This is a genomic window from Paraburkholderia sp. BR10882, from assembly GCF_040948855.1.
GTDB classification, from domain to species: Bacteria; Pseudomonadota; Gammaproteobacteria; order Burkholderiales; family Burkholderiaceae; genus Paraburkholderia; species Paraburkholderia nodosa_A.
Genome location: NZ_JBFPKP010000002.1, coordinates 803352 through 824309 on the forward strand (window position 1 = coordinate 803352; position 20958 = coordinate 824309).

Annotated in this window: 23 protein-coding genes; 11 read left to right on the forward strand and 12 right to left on the reverse strand. The window is 65.6% G+C overall.

The features are described 5' to 3' along the window. Positions 1 to 215: 215 nt before the first annotated feature. Complete coding sequence (locus tag AB3X99_RS08640; protein ID WP_176732809.1) at positions 216 to 371, forward strand: hypothetical protein; 156 nt, start codon at positions 216 to 218, stop codon at positions 369 to 371. Positions 372 to 392: 21 nt separating this feature from the next. Here the strand turns inward: AB3X99_RS08640 and AB3X99_RS08645 are convergent, their stop codons facing one another. Then, positions 393 to 1118, reverse strand: coding sequence for a TetR/AcrR family transcriptional regulator (locus AB3X99_RS08645; protein ID WP_368616644.1), 726 nt, complete (start codon positions 1116 to 1118; stop codon positions 393 to 395). Positions 1119 to 1312: 194 nt separating this feature from the next. Between AB3X99_RS08645 and AB3X99_RS08650 the strand changes: the two genes are divergently transcribed. Genes AB3X99_RS08650 through AB3X99_RS08665 form a run of 4 tightly spaced genes read left to right on the forward strand, consistent with a single transcriptional unit; the run spans position 1313 to position 6987 of the window. Beyond that, positions 1313 to 2494 (forward strand): isovaleryl-CoA dehydrogenase, encoded by a 1182-nt coding sequence (locus AB3X99_RS08650; protein ID WP_342946745.1) that lies wholly within the window; start codon positions 1313 to 1315, stop codon positions 2492 to 2494. 35 nt (positions 2495 to 2529) lie between these two features. Then, positions 2530 to 4137 (forward strand): carboxyl transferase domain-containing protein, encoded by a 1608-nt coding sequence (locus AB3X99_RS08655; protein ID WP_368616645.1) that lies wholly within the window; start codon positions 2530 to 2532, stop codon positions 4135 to 4137. A gap of 18 nt (positions 4138 to 4155) precedes the next feature. After that, positions 4156 to 4944, forward strand: a complete 789-nt coding sequence (locus AB3X99_RS08660; protein ID WP_368616646.1) for an enoyl-CoA hydratase/isomerase family protein — start codon at positions 4156 to 4158, stop codon at positions 4942 to 4944. 33 nt (positions 4945 to 4977) lie between these two features. Then, positions 4978 to 6987 (forward strand): acetyl-CoA carboxylase biotin carboxylase subunit, encoded by a 2010-nt coding sequence (locus AB3X99_RS08665; RefSeq protein ID WP_368616647.1) that lies wholly within the window; start codon positions 4978 to 4980, stop codon positions 6985 to 6987. A 164-nt stretch (positions 6988 to 7151) separates the two neighbouring features. Here AB3X99_RS08665 and AB3X99_RS08670 read toward each other — a convergent pair whose 3' ends face one another. Beyond that, positions 7152 to 7997, reverse strand: coding sequence for a helix-turn-helix domain-containing protein (locus AB3X99_RS08670; protein ID WP_368616732.1), 846 nt, complete (start codon positions 7995 to 7997; stop codon positions 7152 to 7154). A 317-nt stretch (positions 7998 to 8314) separates the two neighbouring features. Between AB3X99_RS08670 and galU the strand changes: the two genes are divergently transcribed. From galU to AB3X99_RS08685, 3 genes are all read left to right on the forward strand, one after another. Next, a complete protein-coding gene (galU, locus tag AB3X99_RS08675; protein WP_368605481.1) occupies positions 8315 to 9259 on the forward strand; it encodes a UTP--glucose-1-phosphate uridylyltransferase GalU in 945 nt (314 codons plus the stop codon). 178 nt (positions 9260 to 9437) lie between these two features. After that, a complete protein-coding gene (locus AB3X99_RS08680) occupies positions 9438 to 10175 on the forward strand; it encodes a response regulator (protein ID WP_028202613.1) in 738 nt (245 codons plus the stop codon). Next, on the forward strand, positions 10172 to 11500 hold the full coding sequence (locus AB3X99_RS08685) for an ATP-binding protein (protein ID WP_368616648.1): 1329 nt from the start codon (positions 10172 to 10174) through the stop codon (positions 11498 to 11500). The genes AB3X99_RS08680 and AB3X99_RS08685 overlap by 4 nt, the downstream gene beginning before the upstream one ends. A 90-nt stretch (positions 11501 to 11590) precedes the next feature. Here the strand turns inward: AB3X99_RS08685 and AB3X99_RS08690 are convergent, their stop codons facing one another. Beyond that, entirely contained in the window at positions 11591 to 11923 is a 333-nt protein-coding gene (locus tag AB3X99_RS08690) for a hypothetical protein (protein WP_368616649.1), read from the reverse strand. A gap of 22 nt (positions 11924 to 11945) precedes the next feature. Here AB3X99_RS08690 and AB3X99_RS08695 point away from each other — a divergent pair, with 22 nt between their 5' ends. Together AB3X99_RS08695 and AB3X99_RS08700 are read left to right on the forward strand one after the other, a co-directional pair. After that, positions 11946 to 12092: a hypothetical protein gene (locus tag AB3X99_RS08695; RefSeq protein ID WP_342946738.1), complete on the forward strand. Its 147-nt coding sequence runs from the start codon at positions 11946 to 11948 to the stop codon at positions 12090 to 12092. Positions 12093 to 12143: 51 nt separating this feature from the next. Next, positions 12144 to 12371, forward strand: a complete 228-nt coding sequence (locus AB3X99_RS08700) for a hypothetical protein (protein ID WP_368616650.1) — start codon at positions 12144 to 12146, stop codon at positions 12369 to 12371. 220 nt (positions 12372 to 12591) lie between these two features. Here the strand turns inward: AB3X99_RS08700 and AB3X99_RS08705 are convergent, their stop codons facing one another. After that, positions 12592 to 13068, reverse strand: coding sequence for a carboxymuconolactone decarboxylase family protein (locus AB3X99_RS08705; protein WP_368616651.1), 477 nt, complete (start codon positions 13066 to 13068; stop codon positions 12592 to 12594). Between the two features lie 66 nt (positions 13069 to 13134). Between AB3X99_RS08705 and AB3X99_RS08710 the strand changes: the two genes are divergently transcribed. Next, a complete protein-coding gene (locus tag AB3X99_RS08710; protein WP_368616652.1) occupies positions 13135 to 13641 on the forward strand; it encodes a MarR family winged helix-turn-helix transcriptional regulator in 507 nt (168 codons plus the stop codon). Positions 13642 to 13664: 23 nt separating this feature from the next. Here the strand turns inward: AB3X99_RS08710 and AB3X99_RS08715 are convergent, their stop codons facing one another. From AB3X99_RS08715 to AB3X99_RS08750, 8 genes are all read right to left on the reverse strand, one after another. Then, on the reverse strand, positions 13665 to 14459 hold the full coding sequence (locus tag AB3X99_RS08715) for a CDP-diacylglycerol diphosphatase (protein ID WP_368616733.1): 795 nt from the start codon (positions 14457 to 14459) through the stop codon (positions 13665 to 13667). Positions 14460 to 14587: 128 nt separating this feature from the next. After that, on the reverse strand, positions 14588 to 14890 hold the full coding sequence (locus AB3X99_RS08720) for a DUF6587 family protein (RefSeq protein ID WP_368616653.1): 303 nt from the start codon (positions 14888 to 14890) through the stop codon (positions 14588 to 14590). Further along, complete coding sequence (locus AB3X99_RS08725) at positions 14887 to 16734, reverse strand: ferrous iron transporter B (RefSeq protein WP_368616654.1); 1848 nt, start codon at positions 16732 to 16734, stop codon at positions 14887 to 14889. The genes AB3X99_RS08720 and AB3X99_RS08725 overlap by 4 nt, the downstream gene beginning before the upstream one ends. Beyond that, positions 16731 to 16982 carry a ferrous iron transport protein A gene (locus tag AB3X99_RS08730; protein WP_368616655.1) on the reverse strand — a complete coding sequence of 84 codons (252 nt, stop codon included), beginning with the start codon at positions 16980 to 16982 and terminating at the stop codon, positions 16731 to 16733. The genes AB3X99_RS08725 and AB3X99_RS08730 overlap by 4 nt, the downstream gene beginning before the upstream one ends. 140 nt (positions 16983 to 17122) lie before the next feature. Further along, positions 17123 to 18577 carry an indoleacetamide hydrolase gene (iaaH, locus tag AB3X99_RS08735; RefSeq protein WP_342946731.1) on the reverse strand — a complete coding sequence of 485 codons (1455 nt, stop codon included), beginning with the start codon at positions 18575 to 18577 and terminating at the stop codon, positions 17123 to 17125. A gap of 33 nt (positions 18578 to 18610) precedes the next feature. Then, positions 18611 to 19561, reverse strand: a complete 951-nt coding sequence (locus tag AB3X99_RS08740; RefSeq protein ID WP_342946730.1) for a ferritin-like domain-containing protein — start codon at positions 19559 to 19561, stop codon at positions 18611 to 18613. Positions 19562 to 19624: 63 nt separating this feature from the next. Beyond that, positions 19625 to 19840, reverse strand: a complete 216-nt coding sequence (locus AB3X99_RS08745) for a transcriptional regulator (RefSeq protein ID WP_069261717.1) — start codon at positions 19838 to 19840, stop codon at positions 19625 to 19627. 357 nt (positions 19841 to 20197) lie between these two features. Further along, positions 20198 to 20884 (reverse strand): NAD(P)H-dependent oxidoreductase, encoded by a 687-nt coding sequence (locus AB3X99_RS08750; protein ID WP_342946729.1) that lies wholly within the window; start codon positions 20882 to 20884, stop codon positions 20198 to 20200. Positions 20885 to 20958 lie beyond the last annotated feature (74 nt).

Genomic DNA, 20958 nt, shown 5'->3' on the forward strand with positions numbered 1-20958 from the left:
TTACAGAAGGCTCGGGGCTGATGGGGCGCGAAGGGTGGCCGTAGTGCGTACGGCGCGCAACGGCTCGCATCGCGCTCCATATTTCACAGAAAAGCGTGCAATGAGGCGCGAGCGCGCGTCGACGGGCTGTAATAATTGGATAGATCGATATCGACTCTTCGCACTTCGCCGTTATCGCACGCCGCCGTGGTCTCGCAATTAATAAGGAATCCGACATGAATAGACATTTTGCTGTCATGTCGCGACTTCGCTGCTCGTGTCGTGGGCCGCGACCTGACGCTGGCGGCTATGCACCGCCGGGCAAGGGCACGCTGATGCTGCTCGACCCCGCTTCGCTCTGCGCGCGCGTGGCCGAGGGGGCGACCGTCTGATCGACCGCCAGGGCGCGCCGCCTAGCGCGCGGCGCGTTCGCGCTCGAGCCGGCGCACGGCTTCGCCCACGTCCTGGCTGAACTGCGCGAGCGCGGCGAGTTCGAGGTTGGGCGGCTGCAGCGCGGACCAGAGTGCGTCTACGAGGCGTTCTGCCGTAGCGTCGATGTCCGTGCGGCGGTTGGCGAGCGTCGCGTCCCACAGCACATGCTCCATGGGCCCGAATACCAGCGAACGCAGTAGCCGCAGCGGCAGGTCGTTGCGGATCTGTCCGCTTTCCTGGCCGCGCGCCAGCACGCGCATGAGCGGCGCCGTGTAGCGGCGCTGCATTTCCACGAGCGCTTCGCTCAGATCGTGGTGCCGCGTGCGGCCTTCCGAGAGCACCAGTTCGCAGATACCGGTGCCGCTCTCCAGCATCAACTGCAGATGCATGCGCACGATGAATGCAAACTGCTGGCGCACGGTGCCGTCGCGCGGCAGGCCGCCTTCGATCGCGGCGATCGATTCGTCATACCAGTCGCCGATCACGCGCGCGCACAGCTCCCGTTTGCCCCGGAAGTAGCTGAACACCGTCGCCTCGGACACACCAAGGCGCTGGGCGATCTCGGCCGTGGTGGCGCGTGCGTACCCTTTTTCCGAGAACACTTCGCGCCCCGCCTGCAGGATCTCGCGCACACGCTGCTGCGACTTGCGGCCCGCCGGCTGGCGGCGCGACGCGGGCAGGACGGCTTTCCGGGCAACGGTTTCCATATTGAGCTTGATTCAATTTACGTCAGGATGGAATCGATTATCCGTGAAAAAAACGCCGCCAGACAGGGAAATTTCATCGCCATGAAAACTTGAGCGTCACTCAGAAATACCTATTGACGTTAACGTAAATCTGGCGTGAAATGTGCGTCCATGGGGCGAAGCTACGCCCGGTTCGAGATTCCCTGGAGACACACATGAGCAACGTACCCGGTTTGCAGTTCCCGCTTGGCGAGGAAGTCGAAATGTTGCGCGACAGCATCGCTGGCTTCGCGGCGAAGGAAATCGCGCCGCGCGCGGGCGAAATCGACCGCACCGACCAGTTCCCGATGGACCTCTGGCGCAAGTTCGGCGACCTGGGCGTGCTCGGCATGACGGTTTCCGAGGAATACGGCGGCGCGAATATGGGCTACACGGCGCACATGGTCGCGATGGAAGAAATCTCGCGCGCGTCCGCATCGGTCGGCCTTTCGTACGGCGCGCATTCGAACCTGTGCGTGAACCAGATCCACCGCAACGGCACCGAGGCGCAAAAGCGCAAATATCTGCCGAAGCTCGTTTCCGGCGAGCACGTCGGCGCACTCGCCATGAGCGAGCCCAACGCCGGCTCGGACGTCGTGAGCATGAAGCTGCGCGCCGAAAAGAAGGGCGACCGCTACGTGCTCAACGGCACGAAGATGTGGATCACCAACGGCCCGGATTGCGACACGCTGGTCGTCTACGCGAAAACCGATCCTGAAGCGGGTTCGCGCGGCATTACGGCGTTCATCGTCGAGAAGGGCATGAAGGGCTTTTCGGTTGCGCAGAAGCTCGACAAGCTCGGCATGCGCGGTTCGCACACTGGCGAACTGGTGTTCCAGGACGTGGAAGTGCCCGAAGAGAACATCCTCGGCCAGCTCAACGGCGGCGTGAAAGTGCTGATGAGCGGCCTCGACTACGAGCGCGCCGTGCTGGCGGGCGGCCCCACCGGCATCATGGCCGCGGTCATGGACGCGGTCGTGCCGTACATCCACGATCGCAAGCAGTTCGGTCAGGCCATCGGCGAATTCCAGCTCATCCAGGGCAAGGTCGCAGACCTCTATACGACCTACCAGGCGTGCCGCGCCTATCTCTACGCGGTGGGCCGCCAGCTCGACACGCTTGGCCGGGACCACGTGCGCCAGGTGCGCAAGGACTGCGCGGGCGTGATTCTCTACACCGCAGAAAAGGCAACGTGGATGGCCGGCGAAGCGATCCAGATTCTGGGCGGCAATGGCTATATCAACGAGTATCCGGTCGGACGTCTCTGGCGCGACGCGAAGCTCTACGAAATCGGCGCGGGCACGAGCGAGATTCGCCGCATGTTGATCGGCCGCGAGCTGTTCGCGGAAACCATGTAATCCTAAGCAACTCACGGTAACGAAGGGAGGGCGGGATGCCGGTCATCGAATCGAAGCTCAATCCGCGTTCGGACGACTTCAAGGCCAATACCGCGGCACTCGAAGCGCTCGTCGCGGACCTGCGCGAGAAGATCCAGAAGCTAGCGCTGGGCGGCGGCGAGGCCGCGCGCGACAAGCACCTTTCGCGCGGCAAGCTGCTGCCGCGCGATCGCATCGCGCAACTGGTCGATCCGGGCACGCCGTTTCTGGAGTTCTCGCAGCTCGCGGCCTACGGCATGTACAACGACGACGCGCCGGGCGCGGGCATCATCACGGGCATCGGGCGCATTGCGGGGCAGGAATGCGTGATCGTCTGCAACGACGCCACGGTAAAGGGCGGCACGTACTATCCGGTCACGGTGAAGAAGCACGTGCGCGCGCAGGAAATCGCCCAGGAAAACAACCTGCCCTGCGTGTATCTCGTCGATTCGGGCGGCGCGAACCTGCCGAATCAGGACGAGGTGTTTCCGGACCGCGATCACTTTGGCCGCATCTTTTACAACCAGGCGAATCTCTCTGCGCAGGGTATTCCGCAGATCGCGGTGGTGATGGGCTCGTGCACGGCGGGCGGCGCGTATGTGCCGGCCATGAGCGACGAGTCGATCATCGTGAAGAACCAGGGCACGATTTTCCTCGGCGGCCCGCCGCTCGTGAAAGCGGCGACGGGCGAGGAAGTGAGCGCCGAGGACCTGGGCGGCGGCGATGTCCATACGCGCCTTTCCGGCGTGGTCGACCATCTCGCGCAGAACGATGCGCATGCGTTGGCCATTGCGCGTTCGATCGTCGGCAATCTGAACCGCACGAAAACGCCGCCCGTGGTGCTGCGCGAGCCGCTGCCGCCGCGCTTCGACGCGAAAAGCCTCTACGGCGTGATTCCCGTGGATACGCGCAAGCCCTTCGACGTGCGCGAGGTGATCGCCCGCATCGTGGACGACTCGGCGTTCGACGAATTCAAGGCGCGCTACGGCACCACGCTCGTGACCGGCTTTGCGCACATCTGGGGCCACCCGGTCGGCATCGTCGCGAACAACGGCATTCTGTTTTCCGAATCGGCGTTGAAGGGCACGCACTTCATCGAGCTGTGCTGCCAGCGCAAGATTCCACTGGTGTTCCTGCAGAACATCACGGGCTTCATGGTGGGCCGCAAGTACGAAAACGAGGGCATTGCGCGCAATGGCGCGAAGATGGTGACGGCCGTGGCCACGGCAAAGGTGCCGAAGTTCACGGTGATCATCGGCGGTTCGTTCGGTGCGGGCAACTACGGCATGTGCGGCCGCGCGTATTCGCCGCGCTTCCTGTGGATGTGGCCGAACGCGCGTATCTCGGTGATGGGCGGCGAGCAGGCCGCATCCGTGCTTGCCACAGTGCGCCGCGACGGCATCGAAGCGAAGGGCGGCACGTGGAGCGCCGAAGAAGAAAACGCGTTCAAGCAGCCGATCCGCGATCAATACGAGCTGCAGGGCCATCCGTATTACGCGAGCGCACGCCTGTGGGACGACGGCGTGATCGACCCGGCGCAAACGCGCGACGTACTCGGCCTCGGTCTTTCCGCCACGATGAACGCGCCGATCGAAGAGACGCGCTTCGGCGTGTTCCGCATGTGATGCATTGAGGACCAGACAATGCAATACGAAACGCTCATCGTAGAAGTTGCCGGACACGTGGCCACTGTTACGCTCAATCGACCTGAAGTGCGCAACGCGTTCAACGAAGCGATGATCGCGGACGTCACGGCCGCGTTCACCGCGCTCGGCGCGCGCGACGACGTGCGTGCGATCGTGCTCGCCGGCAACGGCAAGGCTTTTTGCGCAGGTGCGGACCTGAACTGGATGCGCAAGATGGCCGGCTACTCCGACGCGGAGAATCGGGCGGACGCCATGCGTCTCGCGCAGATGCTCTCGGCGGTCTATCGCTGTCCGAAGCCGGTCGTCGCCCGCGTGCATGGCGACGCCTACGCGGGCGGCATGGGTCTCGTGTGTGCGGCGGACATCGTGGTGGCCGTGGAAAGCGCGCATTTCTGCCTCTCCGAAGCGCGCCTCGGTCTCATGCCCGCCACGATCGCGCCTTACGTGATCCGCGCGCTGGGCGAGCAGGCTTCACGCCGTTACTTCGTCACGGCTGAAGCGTTCGACTGCGCCACCGCGCAGCGGCTCGGCCTCGTGAGCGAAGCGGTGAGCGCCGAAGACCTCGACGCCACCGTGCAACGCATGACCGAAACGCTCTGTGCGAACAGCCCGAATGCGGTGCGCGAGTGCAAGCAGCTCGTGCAGGACATCGCCGGCCAGACGATCGACGACGCCTTGATCGAAGACACCGCCGTTCGCATCGCGCGTATTCGCGCGAGCGAGGAGGGGCGCGACGGCGTGTCGGCGTTCCTTGAAAAGCGCACGCCGCGCTGGCGCGATCAATAAGGCAAGAAGCAGGAAACGAAGCGAGGACAGCACATGTTCAACAAAATCCTGATCGCCAACCGCGGCGAAATTGCATGCCGGGTCGCGGCGACTTGCAGGCGGCTCGGCGTGAAGAGCGTGGCCGTGTACTCGGACGCCGACGCGAACGCCAAGCACGTCGCGGCCTGCGACGAAGCCGTGCATATCGGCGAAGCGGCCGCGGCGCAAAGCTATTTGCGCTATGAGCGCATCATCGAAGCAGCGCGCGCCACGGGTGCACAGGCCATTCACCCCGGCTACGGTTTTCTTTCGGAGAACGAAGACTTTGCCCGCGCGTGCGAGGCGGCCGGCATCGTCTTCATCGGGCCGCCGGTCGAGGCGATCGCCGCCATGGGCTCGAAGGCGGCCGCGAAGGCGCTGATGCATGCGGCGGCCGTGCCGCTCGTGCCGGGCTACCACGGCGACGACCAGGCCCCCGCACTCCTGCAGCGCGAAGCCGATGCAATGGGTTACCCCGTGCTGCTCAAGGCGAGCGCGGGCGGCGGCGGCAAGGGCATGCGCGTGGTCGAGCGCAGCGAAGACTTCGCGGCGGCGCTCGCTTCGTGCAAGCGCGAGGCGGCCAGCAGCTTCGGCAACGACCGCGTGCTGATCGAGAAGTACCTCATGCGGCCGCGTCACGTCGAAGTCCAGGTGTTCGCCGACAAGCACGGCGGCGCGGTTTACCTGTTCGACCGCGACTGCTCGGTGCAGCGCCGTCACCAGAAAGTGCTCGAAGAGGCGCCCGCGCCGGGTCTCGAAGACGGCGTGCGCCGCGCCATGGGCGAGGCGGCCGTGGCCGCGGCGCGCGCAGTGCATTACGAAGGCGCGGGCACCGTCGAATTCATTATGACGGGCGCCGACTTCTACTTCATGGAGATGAATACGCGCCTGCAGGTCGAGCACCCCGTAACGGAGATGATCACGGGCCTCGATCTCGTCGAATGGCAGTTGCGCGTGGCGGCGGGCGAGCCGCTGCCGCTCGGGCAGTCGGAGCTTTCGATCACGGGCCACGCACTCGAAGCGCGCATTTACGCGGAAAATCCGGCGCGCGGCTTCCTGCCATCCACGGGCACGCTCAAGCATCTGCGCACGCCGGAGGGCGTCGAGTTCCGGCTCGGCGACGCGGGCCAGCGTGCGAGTGTGCGCATCGACAGCGGCGTGCGCGAAGGCGACACCATCACGCCGTTCTACGATCCGATGATCGCGAAGCTGATCGTACACGGCGCCACGCGCGAGGACGCGCTTGCGCGTATGAAGCGTGCGCTCGAAGCGTGCGAGGTGGTGGGGCCGCACACGAACGTCGAGTTTCTGCAGCGGCTCGTGACCTGTGAGCCATTCGCAAGCGCCGATCTCGACACGGGCCTGATCGAGCGTAACCATGACGCGTTGTTCTCGCCGCAGCAGAAGCCGGTTCGCGAAGCGCTCGCGCTCGCGTGTGCGGCGCTGCTGGGCCGTGAGGGCGGCGCGGCGCATGGTGCGTCGCCGTGGCACGCGCTTTCGCACTGGCGCCTGAATAGCGGTTTCGCGCAATCGCTCTCCTGGCGCGACGTCGAAAGCGATACCGCATTCACGGTGGCCCATACGCATGACGGCGGCGAGGAAACCCTCGCCTATGCGGGGCACGCGGCGCGCTACACGTGGTGGCGCGGCGAGGGCGTGGACGAATACGGCGCGACCATCGGCGACAAGCGCGTGACGGGTCGCGTATTCATCGACGGCGATGTGTTTCATGTGTTCTGTCTCGGCACGGCGATGGCGTTCGAGTGGCAGAACCTGCTCGCGCATGCGGCCGACGCGGAGCACGGCGAGGGCCGTCTGACCGCACCCATGCCGGGCAAGGTGATCGCCGTGCTGGTGGAACCGGGCGCCGTCGTCGAGAAGGGCACACCGCTCATCGTCATGGAGGCGATGAAGATGGAACACACCATCGGCGCCCCTGCGGCTGGTAAGGTCACCGAAGTCTTGTATGGCGTAGGCGACCAAGTGGCCGACGGCGCGCAATTGCTCGTGCTCGAGGCTGCTTGATGCCGCTTTAACCCGCCTTAACTCGCTTGAAGCGGTTTGACTTGCAGGGCCGGGCAGTTCCTTCCGGCCTCCCCTGTAGCCGCAGAACGATGTGAGAGTTTTGCCCTGGGGCGCTCTGCTAAAGCGGAGCGCCCTTTTTTTCGCGCTTCGCGGACGAGAACCGCTCAGTGTTCCTTCGCATGAGCGGCGAGCAGTTCTCGATGTCGCGCTTCGGTGGCGTCGTCGGCGGGGAACATGCATTCGAGGCGCAATTCCTGGGCGGCGATGTTTTGCGGCGTGCCCACGCTCGTCACCATCGAGAAATAGCGCAGCACACTGCCGTCGTCGATGAAACTGAGCGGAATGACCGGCATGGTGGGCGTGCCGCCCGATCCATGATGCGCTTTCCAGTCGCCCGGCACGCCGGGGAACGCGAGCAATTCGTCGAGCAGCGTGCGTGTTTCGTCGTCGATCACGCGGCCGACCGCTTCGCGATACACGCGTTGCAGAAGGCTTCGCGAAACGTTCTCCCAATCCGCGAGGAATGGGCGCATGCCCTGAGGATCGAACATCAAACGCAGCAAGTTGCGTGGGGCTGGGTGCGCGGCCATATCGAAGAAGTGGCCGAAGAAGCGCGGTGCGGCGTCGTTGGACATCAGCACGTTCCAGTGCCGGTCCATGACGATGGCCGGAAACGGATCGTGCTGGCGAATGACCCGCTCGAGCGCCCGCACGACATGCTGCATTTCCTGCGCATTCCACGGCGCATCCGAATAGACGGGCGCGTAGCCGGCGGCGAGCAACAAGGCGTTGCGTTCGCGCAGAGGCACGTCGAGCGTCTGCGCAAGGGTCAGCAGCGTGTCGCGGCCCGGTACGCTGCGTCCGCTTTCAATGAAACTGATTTGCCGCTGGGAAATCCCCGCGTCCAGCGACAAATCGAGTTGGCTCATGCCGCGCGCATCCCGCCAATAGCGCAGCAGGGTGCCGAGTTCGCTTTGCGGTGCGTTCAGGTCGGGGCGCGTGGGGTTCATCGGTTCTCCCAGGTTGGATGCGGACTCGATCATCAGTGGAGGATAGGCGCTCATGCGCGGCTCACCAATTACATGTGATGTAATCGCCGAGTTGCGCAGGCAGTGCACGCGCCGGGTGCGGCCGCCTTCACTCGCGCGCACTTCGCGCAAAAACAGTGCGATGATTAAGGTTATCTCTTCGGCCGACCTTTCAGGCCCGAACCCTGGGAACGCGTCGCGGAGCGGATTCGCTACATGGTGAGATCCGGGGTCGGAAGGCAAATCCCGCTCCCTTCACCATGGCCGTACCGCCCCTCTACCAGACAGGTGAGGTCATCATGCTTGGTGTTCGTAAAGCTGTGTTCCCGGTGGCCGGAATCGATACGAGCTTTCTGCCGGCAACGAAGGCGAGCCCGAAGGAAATGCTGCCGGTCATCGACAAACCGCTCATTCAATATGCCGTTGAAGAGGCCATCGGTGCAGGCATTACCGAGCTTATCTTTGTGACGGGCCGCGGAAAGCGCGTCATCGAAGATCACTTCGACAGGTCCTACGAGGTCGAACACGTGCTTAGGGCGCGCGGCCGGCAGAATCTCGTCGAACTCGTGCAGAGCATCAAGCCGGCCAATGTGGAGTGCGTCTATGTCCGGCAAGCCGAACCGCTCGGTCTCGGGCACGCCGTGCTTTGCGCGGAAAAGCTGATTGGCGACGAACCGTTTGCGGTCGTGCTCGCCGACGATCTGCTCGACGGCAAGCCTCCGGTTCTCGCGCAAATGGTCCATATCTTCAGCCATTACGATTCCTCGGTTCTTGCGGTGGAAGAATTCGAGTCGTGGGAGTCGACGAGTCATGGCGTGATCGACGGCCGGCATTGGGACGAGCGCGTGATCAGCGTGAGCCGCATCATTGAAAAGCCGACGCCCGAACTGGCGCCGTCGAGCTTCGGAGTGGCCGGACGTTACGTGCTCATGCCGAGCATCTTCCACCATTTGCGCGCGCTGAAACCCGATGCCAACGGCGAAATCGAGCTCACTCCCGCCATTCACTCGATGCGTGAAGAGGAGCAGGTGCTGGCCTATGAGTTCGTTGGCAAGCGCTACGACTGCGGCACCAAGCTCGGCTATGTGCAGGCGACGGTGGACTTCGCCCTGCGGCATGCGGAATTGCAGGAAACCTTCGATGCGTGGCTGCGCGAGCGCATGGGCGCGGCGCAACTGGACGCGTGGGCAGCGGGTTCGATGCTGAGCCAACCGGCGCCGGTCGCGCCCGGGCTCGCACATTGAAGCCATGCCGTTTGCGCAGGAGAGTTGAACGTTACCCGTGAACGGGCAGCCTCGATAGCATGACATCGCTTTGACCGGGCGGGATCTAACGATGCCACCCTTTTCAAGGCGATGCAAGGAAAGGATTGGTAAGAAACCGTGCAAGGTTCCGCCCGTCGCACTGCTTTAAAATCGCGGCATGAACCCCAGCGTCCTCATTGTCGACGACGATCCCGTCGTGCGCGATCTGCTGAGCCGCTTCTTGCGCTCGCATAACTTCGATACCGCCGTGCTGCACGACGGCGTCCACCTCCAGCGCCGCCTCGAGCGCGAACGACCGTCCATTGTGGTGCTGGACATCATGATGCCGGAGACCGACGGCCTCGAAGCCATTGCCGCCTTGCGCGCGGCCGGCGACGACATTCCCGTCATTTTCGTCACTGCGCGCGGCGCCGTGAGCGATCGCATTCGCGGGCTCTCGCTGGGGGCGGACGACTATTTGCCGAAGCCCTTCGATCCGCACGAACTGCTCGTGCGGATCCAGAATATCCTGCGGCGGCGCGGCCCGTCCACCGCGAGCGCGCCTGAGGCACGCCGGCGCTACCGGTTCGGCGACTTCGAACTCGACTTCACGATGCGCACGCTCTCCTGCGGCGACACGCAAATCCCGCTGAGGGAGAGCGAATTCGCGTTGCTGAAGGTATTCGCCACACATCCCTACAAAGTGCTTTCGCGCACGCTGATCCACGATATCGTGCATCGCGACGAGCGCGAATTCCACGAACGCAGCCTCGACGTGCCGATCTGGCGCCTGCGCCGCGTGATCGAGGCCGATCCGTCGAATCCGCGTCATATCCAGACAGTGCGCGGAAAGGGCTATGTATTCGTGCCGGATCCGGCGAATTATTCGGAGGCGCACGGCGCAGCAATTCAGTGAGAAGTCCGTTGAATACGCTGTTCGGGCGCATGGCATTGCTCTCGGCCGCGGTTTTGCTTTCCATGCAGCTGGGCTGGTTTTTGCTGCTTGCCCGCCAGCCGCCGCGCCATGAAGTCGATGGCTTTGCGCGTGGCGTCCTGCTCGCGCTACGCGTGGCGAGCGAAGAGCACGTCGGGGGCGGCACGGTGCCGCCCCCGGTGCATCTCGGCAGTTCGCTCGAGCCGCCGAAGGACCGCGATCTGAGCGACGTGTTGCGCGTGCACCGCGTGCCGGTGTGGAACGTGCCCAAGGACGTTCACTTGCACGAACCGACGCGCAGGCCGCTGGTCGACTTGACGCGCCATCTGCGCGAACAATTGCCGCCCGGCACGCAGTTCGCCGTGGATGACGGGCGCCCGCCGCAGCTGTGGGTGCGCTTTCCGGGCAGCACGTCCTGGGTCGTTGTGCCGGTCGATATTCCGCCGCCGCCGCGCTTTGTCATCGAAGGGATTTCGATGCTGCTGGCGGCGCTCACGCTGTCGTTCCTCGCTGCCTGGCAGATCCAGAAGCCGCTCGCGAGCCTCGCCCAGGCGGCGCGCCGGTTCGGCACGGGCGAGCGCATTGCGCCGCTCGAGGGCAAGGGGCCGCGCGAACTGCGCGACGTGAGCGCGTCGTTCAACGACATGATGCGCTGCGTGAACGAGGCCGAAGACGATCGCGTGGTGATGCTGAGCGGCATCGCACACGATCTGAAGACGCCGCTCACGCGGCTCAAGCTGCGCGCGACCCTGATGGCAGAGGAGGCGGAGCGCAACGGCATGCTGCGCGACGTCGATTCGCTCACCCACATCGTCCAGCAGTTTCTGGAGTTCGCGCAGCAGTCGCCCGACGCGGGCAGGCTATTGAGTGTCGACGGCTTTCTGCAAAGCCAGTTTGGCAATCCTGACGAAATCGAGGGCGGCAACGGGCCGCTGTTCGTGCTCGATCTGCGTGCCGGTTCGCGGTTCAAGCTGCCCCATGTCTCGCTGGACCGGCTCGTCACGAATCTCGTCGATAACGCACTCGAGTATGGCGCGCCGCCAATCGAAATCTCGACGGCGATCGAAGACGGATCGTTCCTGATACGCGTACGCGATCACGGCGCCGGCATCGAGCCCGAGCGCATTCCCGCCGCGATGAGGCCGTTCGTACGCCTGAATGCGGCGCGCGGCGGCGAAGGCCACTGCGGCCTCGGGCTGGCCATCGTCGCGCGGCTCGTGCGCGATAGCGGCGGCCAATGCGACGTCAAAAACCACCCCGATGGCGGCCTGCTCGTGCAGCTCAGCTTTCCTGTCGCTCACGGCTGATACGCCACAACAAAAAACGCGCCGAGCCCTCGCGGACCGGCGCGCAAACGTGCCGACGCTTGAAAAAGCGGGCGCTCGTGGACGTCGTGGTCAGGCCGTCGTGCTGACGAACAGGCCGCTCGCGGCGCCCGAGCCCTGCTGCTGCAGGTTGCTCGCGAGCGTCGTGAGGAATTGCTGAAGCTCGGACGTCGTGCCGCTCGACGAACTGCTCGATGAGGCGCCCATTGCCGTCAAAAGGTTCTGGAAGTCAGACGTCAATTCGCTGTCCGAACTGCTGCTGCTCGACGAACTGCTTGCCGTGCTCGAATCGGAGGACGTGCTGCTCGAAGCCGACGAGAGCGACTGCGCGAGGTTCGAGATCGCCGAAGCGAGATCGCTGCCGTAACCGCCTGCCGACGAGGGCGGCGGAGGCGGCGGGGGCATCATCGCTGCGGCAGTGGTCGTCGTGCTCGAATCGCTCGATGTGGACGACGTGCTGGAGCTGGAAGCCGTAGTCGCAGACGTTGCGCTTGCCGACGAAACCGCGCTGCTGCTGTCGCTGCTATCGCCCGTGGCCGTCGTGGTGACGCCGCTCTGTTGCGCGGCGACCTGAAACAGCGCGCCGAGGAATTGCTGGAGCGCGGCGGCAAGCGCATCGGGCGACGTGGACGATGTGCTCGACGTCGAACCGGTGGAACTCGACGAGGAATCAGAACCGGTGGTGCTCGCGGACGCGGTGGCCGTGCTGTCCGTGGTGAAGCCGAGCGACGAGAGCGCCGAGGCGATGGCGGCGGCAAGCGGATTGACGTTGTTCGAGTCCGACGAGGCGTCCGAAGCCATGGGCATGCCCGACATCTGGCTGGTGCTCGTGGATTGCCCTTCTGCCTGGTAAGCAGCCCAGGTCGAATACAGTGAGTTTGAGCTGGATAACGCGCTTATCGACATGTTTAACCCCCCGGTGAATGTGCGATATGGTCGATTCCCGACCGAGACGGCTGGTCAGGCCACTCAGTCGGCGCAATCGTATGTCGTCTTTCGCCGCGGGGGGCGGCTTTGTAATTCGAGGAAAGAGTTCAGGTAAGGAATTAGTGCCATCCTTACTTTTCCTTTCCTCAGGCTGCTGCGTCGCGCACCGGCGGCGCGAAGCGCAGCGCTACCGCAATGCGGTTCCACGCATTGATATTCGCCACGGCGGCGGTCAAGAATGCCATCTGCTCGCCGGGAAACTGGCGCGCCACGTCCTCGTAGAGCACGTCGCTCACACCGTCATGGAGCTTCGCGGTCAGCGCTTCCGTGTAAGCCAGCGCGGCGCGTTCACGCTCACTGAAGTATTCCGGCGCCTCGTGCCATGCGGTCACGAGATCGAGCTTGACGCGCGGCACGGCTTTCTCGCGCGCAATGTTGAGGTGGTACTGAATGCAGAACGCACAGCCGTTGATTTGCGAGGCGCGGATTTTCAGCAGCTCGGTGAGCGGCTTTTCGAGCCCCGAGGCATCGACCGCCTTGCTCATGGCGGAGAGCGCGGCGGCCACCGGGGCGGCGTCGCGCGCGAAGGTTTCGTAAGCAATGCGGATAGACGTGCTGGACATGACTGGACCTCGCGAAGTCTGGGCGTTAATATCAGAGCACGAACATCATATTCGAACTCTGACATCATGCGCAAGACAGTGAAGAAAGACCCGGTTTCGGAAAGGGGCGAACCCACGAGCGCTATTCCGGCGGTCGGCGAGGGCAAGCGCGGCGAGGCGGGCTATTTCGGCTACCTGCTGCGCCAGGCGGGCGCGGCGCACCGCTTGCGCATGGAACGCGCACTCGACGATCTGGGCATTACGCCGCCGCAATTCGTCGTGCTGACCATGCTGGCCGCCTACCCCGGCATTTCGGGCGCCGATCTCGCGAGGCTCGCGGCGCTCACGCCGCAAACGGTGAGCGTGATCGTCGCGAATCTGGAGCGCGGTGGCGCGATCGTGCGTCGCCCGCACGCAATGCATGGGCGCATTCAGCAGATCGACGTGACCGATGAGGGCGAAGCGCTGCTCAGGCAGTGCCGCACGCGCGTGAAGAAGCTAGAGGCGCGCATGGCCGCGGGCTTCACGGCCGAAGAAGAGCAGGTGATACGCCGCTGGCTGGTGAGCGTCGCGCGCGAGGATGACGTGGGCTGAATGCAGCCGCGCTCGACCGCGCGTTACTGCGAAGCACTCTTCGCTTGCGCGAGGCTGCACGAATGGTCGAGCAGGCCTTCCGCCGTGCCGGTCCCGCCATCGACATCGAGCCCGCTGTTCACGACGAGCCAGCCGTCGTGCTTTGCATCGGGGCCGGCGCCCGTCACGAGTATCGTCTGCACGGCCATGGTCTGTTGCGGGCCGAGATCGCGCTCGACCACGCGAAAAGGATTGTTGTTGTCCGAGAGGCTCGTCACACGCGTGACGCGGTAGCGCGATCCGTCGAGCGTGGTCCAGCGCCACGTGCCCGGCGCGATGTCGGCATACGGCGCGAGCGCTTTGGTGATGTCGGGGCGCATGCAATCGACGTGGATATGCAGTTGATTCTGCGTGCGGCGCTCCGAGGAGTTGATCTCGAGGCCGAGCTGGTTGCCGGCGAGCGGCATGCCGAGCTTCGCTTCCACGAAACGTCCCGCGCCCCATGCGCCGACCCAGTACTCAGGCGCGCCGCCGTAGAGAATCTCGGGGCTCTCGATGCCGGCCACGCGGTCGGTGGGAATCACGAGATACTGCGCACGCCCTGCGATGTCCTTGAGCACGGCATAGCGCTTCTGGAAGTCGACGGTGGTGCAGGGGCCGGGCTTGCCCTTGTCGCGCATATTCGGCACGCACTGGCCGCCGACGACTTGCCAGAGACCGTTGGAGTCGACCGCGGAGAGGCGCACGCACGCGCCGGTGGCGGCGAGCGCAACGACCGCCGCCGTGGCGACGGCAAGCCGGGACATCCGCATGAAAGGGGCAAGGCGCAGGGATCGCATCGGCACGAAGTGTCTGGGTTGAGTCGATCAAACGCGCCGCCCTGCGAAGTCTGCACGCGTTGCGGCGCAACGCTGCGCGCAGTGTAGCGCAATGCCCGTGACAGTCGCTTGTGCGCGGTTGCCGAGGCTTATTTGCGGCGCGGATGAAACGTGACCGGTTGCGCGTTCGAGGCGTCCGTTGCCGCAGGCGTCGGTCCGCACGTGCCGCAGGTGCCGCAGCCGTCGCCGCAATCGCCGGTTGCGCCTTTGGGCTGCACGAAGCGCCCGAGGCGCTGCGCGAATGCACTACGTTGCGGGCGCAACAGTGCGGCGGCCACGGCGGCCTGCGCGCGCGTGGCCGTTTTCGGTGCAAGCTTGCGCAGCGTATAGACGAAGCTAGCGGTCACGAGCAGCGCGATCACCGCATATTGCGCGACGAGTCCGGCGCTCATACGAAGTGCCTCGCGACCTGATACGTGACGAACGAGGCCGCATAGGCCACGACGAACATGTAGCCGAACGAGACCACGACGGCGCGCCACGAGCGCGTTTCGCGGCGAATCACGGCGAGCGTGGACATGCATTGCGGCGCGAATGCGAACCACACCATCAGCGAGAGGGCGCTGGCGAGCGAGAAGTTCTGCGCGAGCGTGTGGCCGAGCGCGGCGGTGTCCGCGTCGCCGCCCGCCACGGAGTACACGGTGGCGAGCGCGGCCACCGCCGTTTCGCGTGCGGCGAAAGCGGGGATCAGCGAAAGGCTCATTTGCCAGTTGAAGCCGAGCGGCGCGAATGGCCATTGCAGCGCGCGGCCAAGATAGCCGGCGATGGAGTAATCGATGGCGGGCAGTGTTGCGCCGGCGGGCGGCGAGGGGAACGTGGAGATGAACCACATCAGCACCGTGAGCGCGAGGATGATGCCCGTCAGGCGCTTGAGGAAGATCGCGCCGCGCTCCCACAGGCCGATGGCGACGTCGCGTGGGCGCGGCAGCCGGTACGAGGGCAACTCCATCAGCAGCGCGTGTTCACGGTGGTCGCGGCGGAGTTTCTTCATGACCCAGCCCACCGCCATCGCGCCGGCAATGCCGGCGGCGTAAAGCGCGAAGAGCACCAGGCCCTGCATGTTGAATACGCCGAAGATCATGCGGTGCGGAATGAAGGCGCCGATCAGCAGCGCATACACTGGCAAGCGCGCCGAACACGTCATGAGCGGCGCGACGAGGATCGTGGCGAGCCGGTCGCGCGGGTCGGAGATGCTGCGCGTGCCCATCACGCCGGGAATCGCGCACGCGAAGCTCGACAGTAGCGGAATGAACGAGCGCCCGGTGAGCCCCACCGCTACCATCATGCGATCGAGCAGGAAGGCCGCGCGCGGCAGATAGCCCGACTCCTCCAGTACGAGGATGAAGAAGAACAGCACCAGAATCTCGGGCAAAAAGCCGAGCACGGTGCCGACGCCGCCGAACAGCGCGTCCGTCACGAGGCTGCGCAGCGGGCCCTCGGGCAGTGCCGTACCGGCGGCCGCGCCGAGCCAGGTGAAGCCGTCGCCGATGGCATCGGTGAGCGGCTTGCCGAGCGAATACACGGCCTGGAACACGAGGAACATCACGAACGCGAGGATCAGCGGGCCGAGCACGGGGTGCAGTGCGAAGCGGTCGATGGCGTCGTCGCGCGCGTCGGTGGCGCGCGGCATCGTCACGGCGCTCGCGAGGATGGCGCGCACCGTGCCGTGCAGGTCGTCGGCCGCCGCTGCTGCTTGCGCCTGCGGTTTTTCAGGCGTCGTGTGGTCGATCAGCTCGATGAGCGCTTGCGCGCCGCCGCGCCGCACGGCCACGGTTTCGACCACGGGCATGCCGAGCTGGCGCGCAAGCTCGCCCACATTTACCTCGACGCCGCGGCGCTTTGCTGCGTCCATCATGTTCAGCGCGAGCACCATCGGGCGCCCCATGCGCTGTACTTCAAGCACGAAGCGCAGATGCAGGCGCAGATTCGTCGCATCGGCCACGCAGACGATGAGATCCGGCGCGGCCTCGCCCGGGTAGCGGCCGAGCAGCACGTCGTGCGTCACGCGCTCGTCGGGGCTTGTCGAGTCGAGGCTGTAAGCGCCCGGCAGATCGAGCAGTTGCACCTTGCGGCCCGAGGGCGTGGCGAAGCGCCCTTCCTTGCGCTCGACCGTCACGCCCGCGTAATTGGCGACCTTCTGGCGCGCGCCGGTCAGCAGATTGAAGAGCGCGGTCTTGCCGCAGTTGGGATTGCCGACGAGCGCCACGCGCAGCGGCGCAACCGGAGCCAGGCTCATTGCGCGGCCTCCCCGTCCGTCGTCACGCTCACGCGCTGCGCTTCCGCGCGGCGCAATGCAAAGCGGGTCGAGCCGATCTGCACGAGCAGCGGGTCCGCGCCCCAGGCTGCGCGCGCAACCACGCGCACGGGCTCGCCGGGAACAAAGCCGAGGTCGCGCAGACGCTGCGCGATCGGGTCGGGGGCACGGATATCCTCGACACGCTCCACGAGGGCGGTCGCTCCTTTGGACAGGTCGGTCAGACGCATAGGTGGGGGGCTTGCTTATAACGAATGAGAACCGTTCTCATTGTAGCGCAGCGCCGGCATTGTGGCGGTAAATGCGCCTCGGCTCCGTCGATGCGGGCGGGGAACCCGCGGCCGAGGCGGGGTAGCGGTGCCGTGTGCGCTCAAATTTCCGGCGCAGGCAGCGTCCCGAGAATCGCTTCGAATGCGAGACCGATCGCGAGCAGCCTGCGGTCGCCGCCGACCGGTCCGTCGAGTTCGAGCCCGACGGGCAAGCGCGCGTCGACAAGACCCACGGGCAGCGCGAGACCTGGAATGCCGGCATTGCTCGCGGGATCGGTGTTGCGCAGATACGCCTCCATCTCGTCGATCGGCGCCGCGCCGTCGATCGACACGCGAGACGATCCATTCAGCTCGTCGATCGGCACGGCGGCGAGCCGCGTCGTAGGAAAGAGCAGCGCGTCGAGTCCGCTGGCCGCGAAAGTCTGCGCATAAAGGTGCTGCAGGCGCGGCCGCCACATCGTCATTGCGCTGTGATAGTCGCCGCCGCGCGCGTCGGCGAGCACGGCGTCGTAGGCCGCGCGCACATCGGGACTCGCAATGCGCACGGCGACTTCGGCCACGGTTCGTGCCGGTGCGTGGTTCGCAACGAGCCATGCGGTGAGATCGTCGATGGGCTCGTGCAGCGCGATCGCGTAGCTCACGCGGTCGTTCAGCGCGAGCAGCTCGCTCATTTCGACCGGTACGAACGTGACGCCCGCGGCTTCGAGCTTCGCGAGCGCGGCGCGCGCCACGTCTTCGAGCGCGGCTTCGAGGCCTTCCCACAGCGGCGCGGGCAGGCCAATGCGCAGATTCGTCACGGCGGCCGGCGAGAGCGGCCCGTGCCCGGTAATCACGGCGTCGAGCAGCGCGACATCGGCAACCGTGCGCCCCATCGGCCCGACCGTATCGCGCGTATGGCTGATCGGCACGACGGCCTGCGGGTCGTGATAGCGGCGTTGCGTGCCGCCGTCGCCCACGCTCGGGCGCAGGCCGACAATGCCGCATAGCGCGGCCGGTATGCGCGTGGAGCCGCCGGTGTCGGTGCCGAGTCCGGCGGGCACGATGCGTGCCGCAATGGCGGCCGCCGTGCCGCCGGAAGAGCCGCCGGGAATTCGTTCGGGGTCCCAGGGGTTGCGCACGGGCCCCGCATGCGGCGCGAGATTCGTGCTGGTGATGCCGAACGCCAGCTCGTGCATGTTGGCCTTGCCGAGCAGGATCGCGCCGGCATCGACGAGGCGCTGCACCGAAGGCGCGTGACGCGCGGGCACGAAGCCTTCGAGCGCGGGCGTGCCCGCCGAGGTCTGCAGGCCGCGCGTATTGATGTTGTCCTTGACGACTACGGGCAGCCCGGCGAGCGGCAGACGCGCGCGCTCGCTGGCGCCGAGCGAGTCGATGCGCTGCGCGGTGGCGAGCGCGCCTTCCACGTCGAGCACGGTTAGGGCGTTGAGGTTGGAGAGCGCCTGCGCGCGCGCCAGCAGCGTGGCGACGTAGTCGGCGGCCTTCAGTTGTCCGGCCTGGATGGCCTCGACGGCTTGCGTTGCGCTCAATTCCAGTTGCTGGTCGACAGTCCAGGTCATGCAGCGTTCTCCTCGTGCGGCTATACAGCCATGCTAACAACGCGTGCGTTTTACGTTGCGGCGCGACTTCTTCAAGAGGCGCAGCGCGAAGCGTGCGAGCGTGGGCACGAGCGTCGGCCGCAAGAGGCGCGCGTCGTAGCCGCTCATGCGCGCGTCGTTTTCTTCGAGGCAGAGTTCGATCATCTCGCGCGGTTCGAGCGCGTCGCCCAGTACCTCGCGGTTCGCGGGCAGAAAATTCGAGTCGCGCGTATTGCCGCTGGCGTCGATGCCTCGTGCGATCGCGAGCCGCTCCCATACCAGCATGAACCAGATGGCGGCGACGCGCACGGTGTGCCACGGCCTGCGCCACGAGGGCATGGTCCTGCGATACCACGCCACCCAGTTGACGAAGAAGAGGATGTGGCGCGCCTCTTCCTGGATCACCGGTTCGAAGGTTTCGACGAGGTCTGGCGGGAAAAAGCCCGAGCGCTGCGCCGAGCGAAACAGGCCGAACGCGAAGAAGCTGTCGATGCACTCGCTATAGCCGGTGAACATCCATGCCCATTCCGCCTTTTTGGGCGGCAGGTATTCGGGTTCAGGCGCAAGTTCGATGCCGTAGGCCTGCACGAGATTCGAGAGTACGACCTTGTGGCGCGCTTCCTCGGCCGCGTCCATTTCGATTGCTTCGCGCAGCAGCGGGTCGCTGAGGGTTTGCGCGTAAGTCAGCACGCGGATCGAGGCGCGGCCTTCGGTCTGCACCGCCATGTCCCAGATCGGCAGCGATGTGAGGCGGCCGAGCGCATCGGGCTCGAGCTTCGGCCAGTCGAGCACGGCGGGGCGGTAGGGATCGTGGGTGTCGAGCAGCATCCGGCAGAACATCTTGCGATGTTCGTCCGATCCGATCTTGATGGGCCCTGGCGTGCCGTGAGTCCAGCGCCGCAGCGCGGCGTCCTGCTCGGAGATGAAGGCTGCGCCTTCGTCCGGATGCGTCAGGGTTTCGGACATGAGCATCTAACGGGAAGGGGGTATGACTCCTATTCTGTCACAACCGTAAGGAAGCATGCGCCCTCACGCGCAGCGGCGCTGCTGCTCGATCCACATGCGCGCCCAGCGGCAGGCGTAGGCGAGCGCGTGCCTTTCGTCGAAGAAGTAATCGAGTTCGTCGAACGAATGCTGCGCGCCCGGCTGCGTGCCAATGGTGAGATTGGCGGCGAAAAGGCCGTTCGGGAGCTGCCGCGCGCTGGGGGCGACGACGTAGCCTTTGTAGCGTAATGAAGTGTTCATGGCCGCGCTTCCTGCTGATCTTCTGCTGATTTGCTCGGGTTCTCGTTTTCAGTGGCGCGGGTGTTTTGCTGTCCACTCACGGTACCGACACGGACCAGCGTATGAGCCGCCGTATGTCGATGGAACCAATCATTCGTCGCAAGCAAATCACGTGTGGCCTGGAGCGGTCAGCAGGATGATCCGGATGAGGCGAGGGGTGAATCCGGCTTCAATGTGGACCGGACGAAATGCAGCGTCTGTGGGATGGCGCACGTGATCTGCGCCGCGCGACGCCGGCAATGTGGGTTAGGGAACGTTTCCCGCCCCGCACGTTCGACGCGCGGGCGGGCGGCCAGGCGGCAGAGGTCGGGCAGCGTGTCAGACCGCGAGGCTCAGACGTTTTTCGGTGCGCGGCGCGTTGGCGGCCTGCGCGCCGCCGACGCTGTTCAACGCGCTCGCCGGCGGCGCCGCGCGATGTTCCTGGCCGCCGAACGCGAGCGCGAACTGCGCCGCCTGGCGGCCGACCGTTGCGAGCTGTTCGGCGACCTTGGCGTCGGAGCACTGCAGCGCGCTCTCGAAGCGTGTCTCCAGCGTGTTGATGCCCGCGCCGAACGGTGTCGGCCAGCCGCGCAGCGCGTGCACGATCGAGCGCAGCGAGGTCAGCACCGAGCCCGCGGCCTGCCAGCCATAGGCCGTGACGATGCAGCCCACTGCGCGGCCGTCCAGGTATGGGCGGTTGTCGGCACGCAGTTCTTCGAGCGTGTCGAGCGCGTTCTTCACGAGCCCGGATACGCCGCCGTGATAGCCGGGCGTCGCGATGATGACGGCGTCGGCGGCGCGCACGGCTTCGATCAGCTCGAGCTGGGCGTCGGTTCGCACGGGGTCTTCGGGTGCGTAGTGCGGCAGCGTGTGCAGGAACGTGCCGCCGAACAACTGCGTGCGCGCGCCGGCGTCTTCGGCGCCGCGCAGCGCGAAAGCGAGCGCGCGCTCGGTCGACGAGGCGGCGCGCGTCGTGCCGCCGATGCCCACCACGAGCGGGCGGCGTTGCGAATCGGAAATGCTCAAGGGGGCTCCCTGAAATGCGATGAGACCTGGCTCGTGGGTGATCGGGTGACGCCGCCACGAAGCCTGCAGGCCTG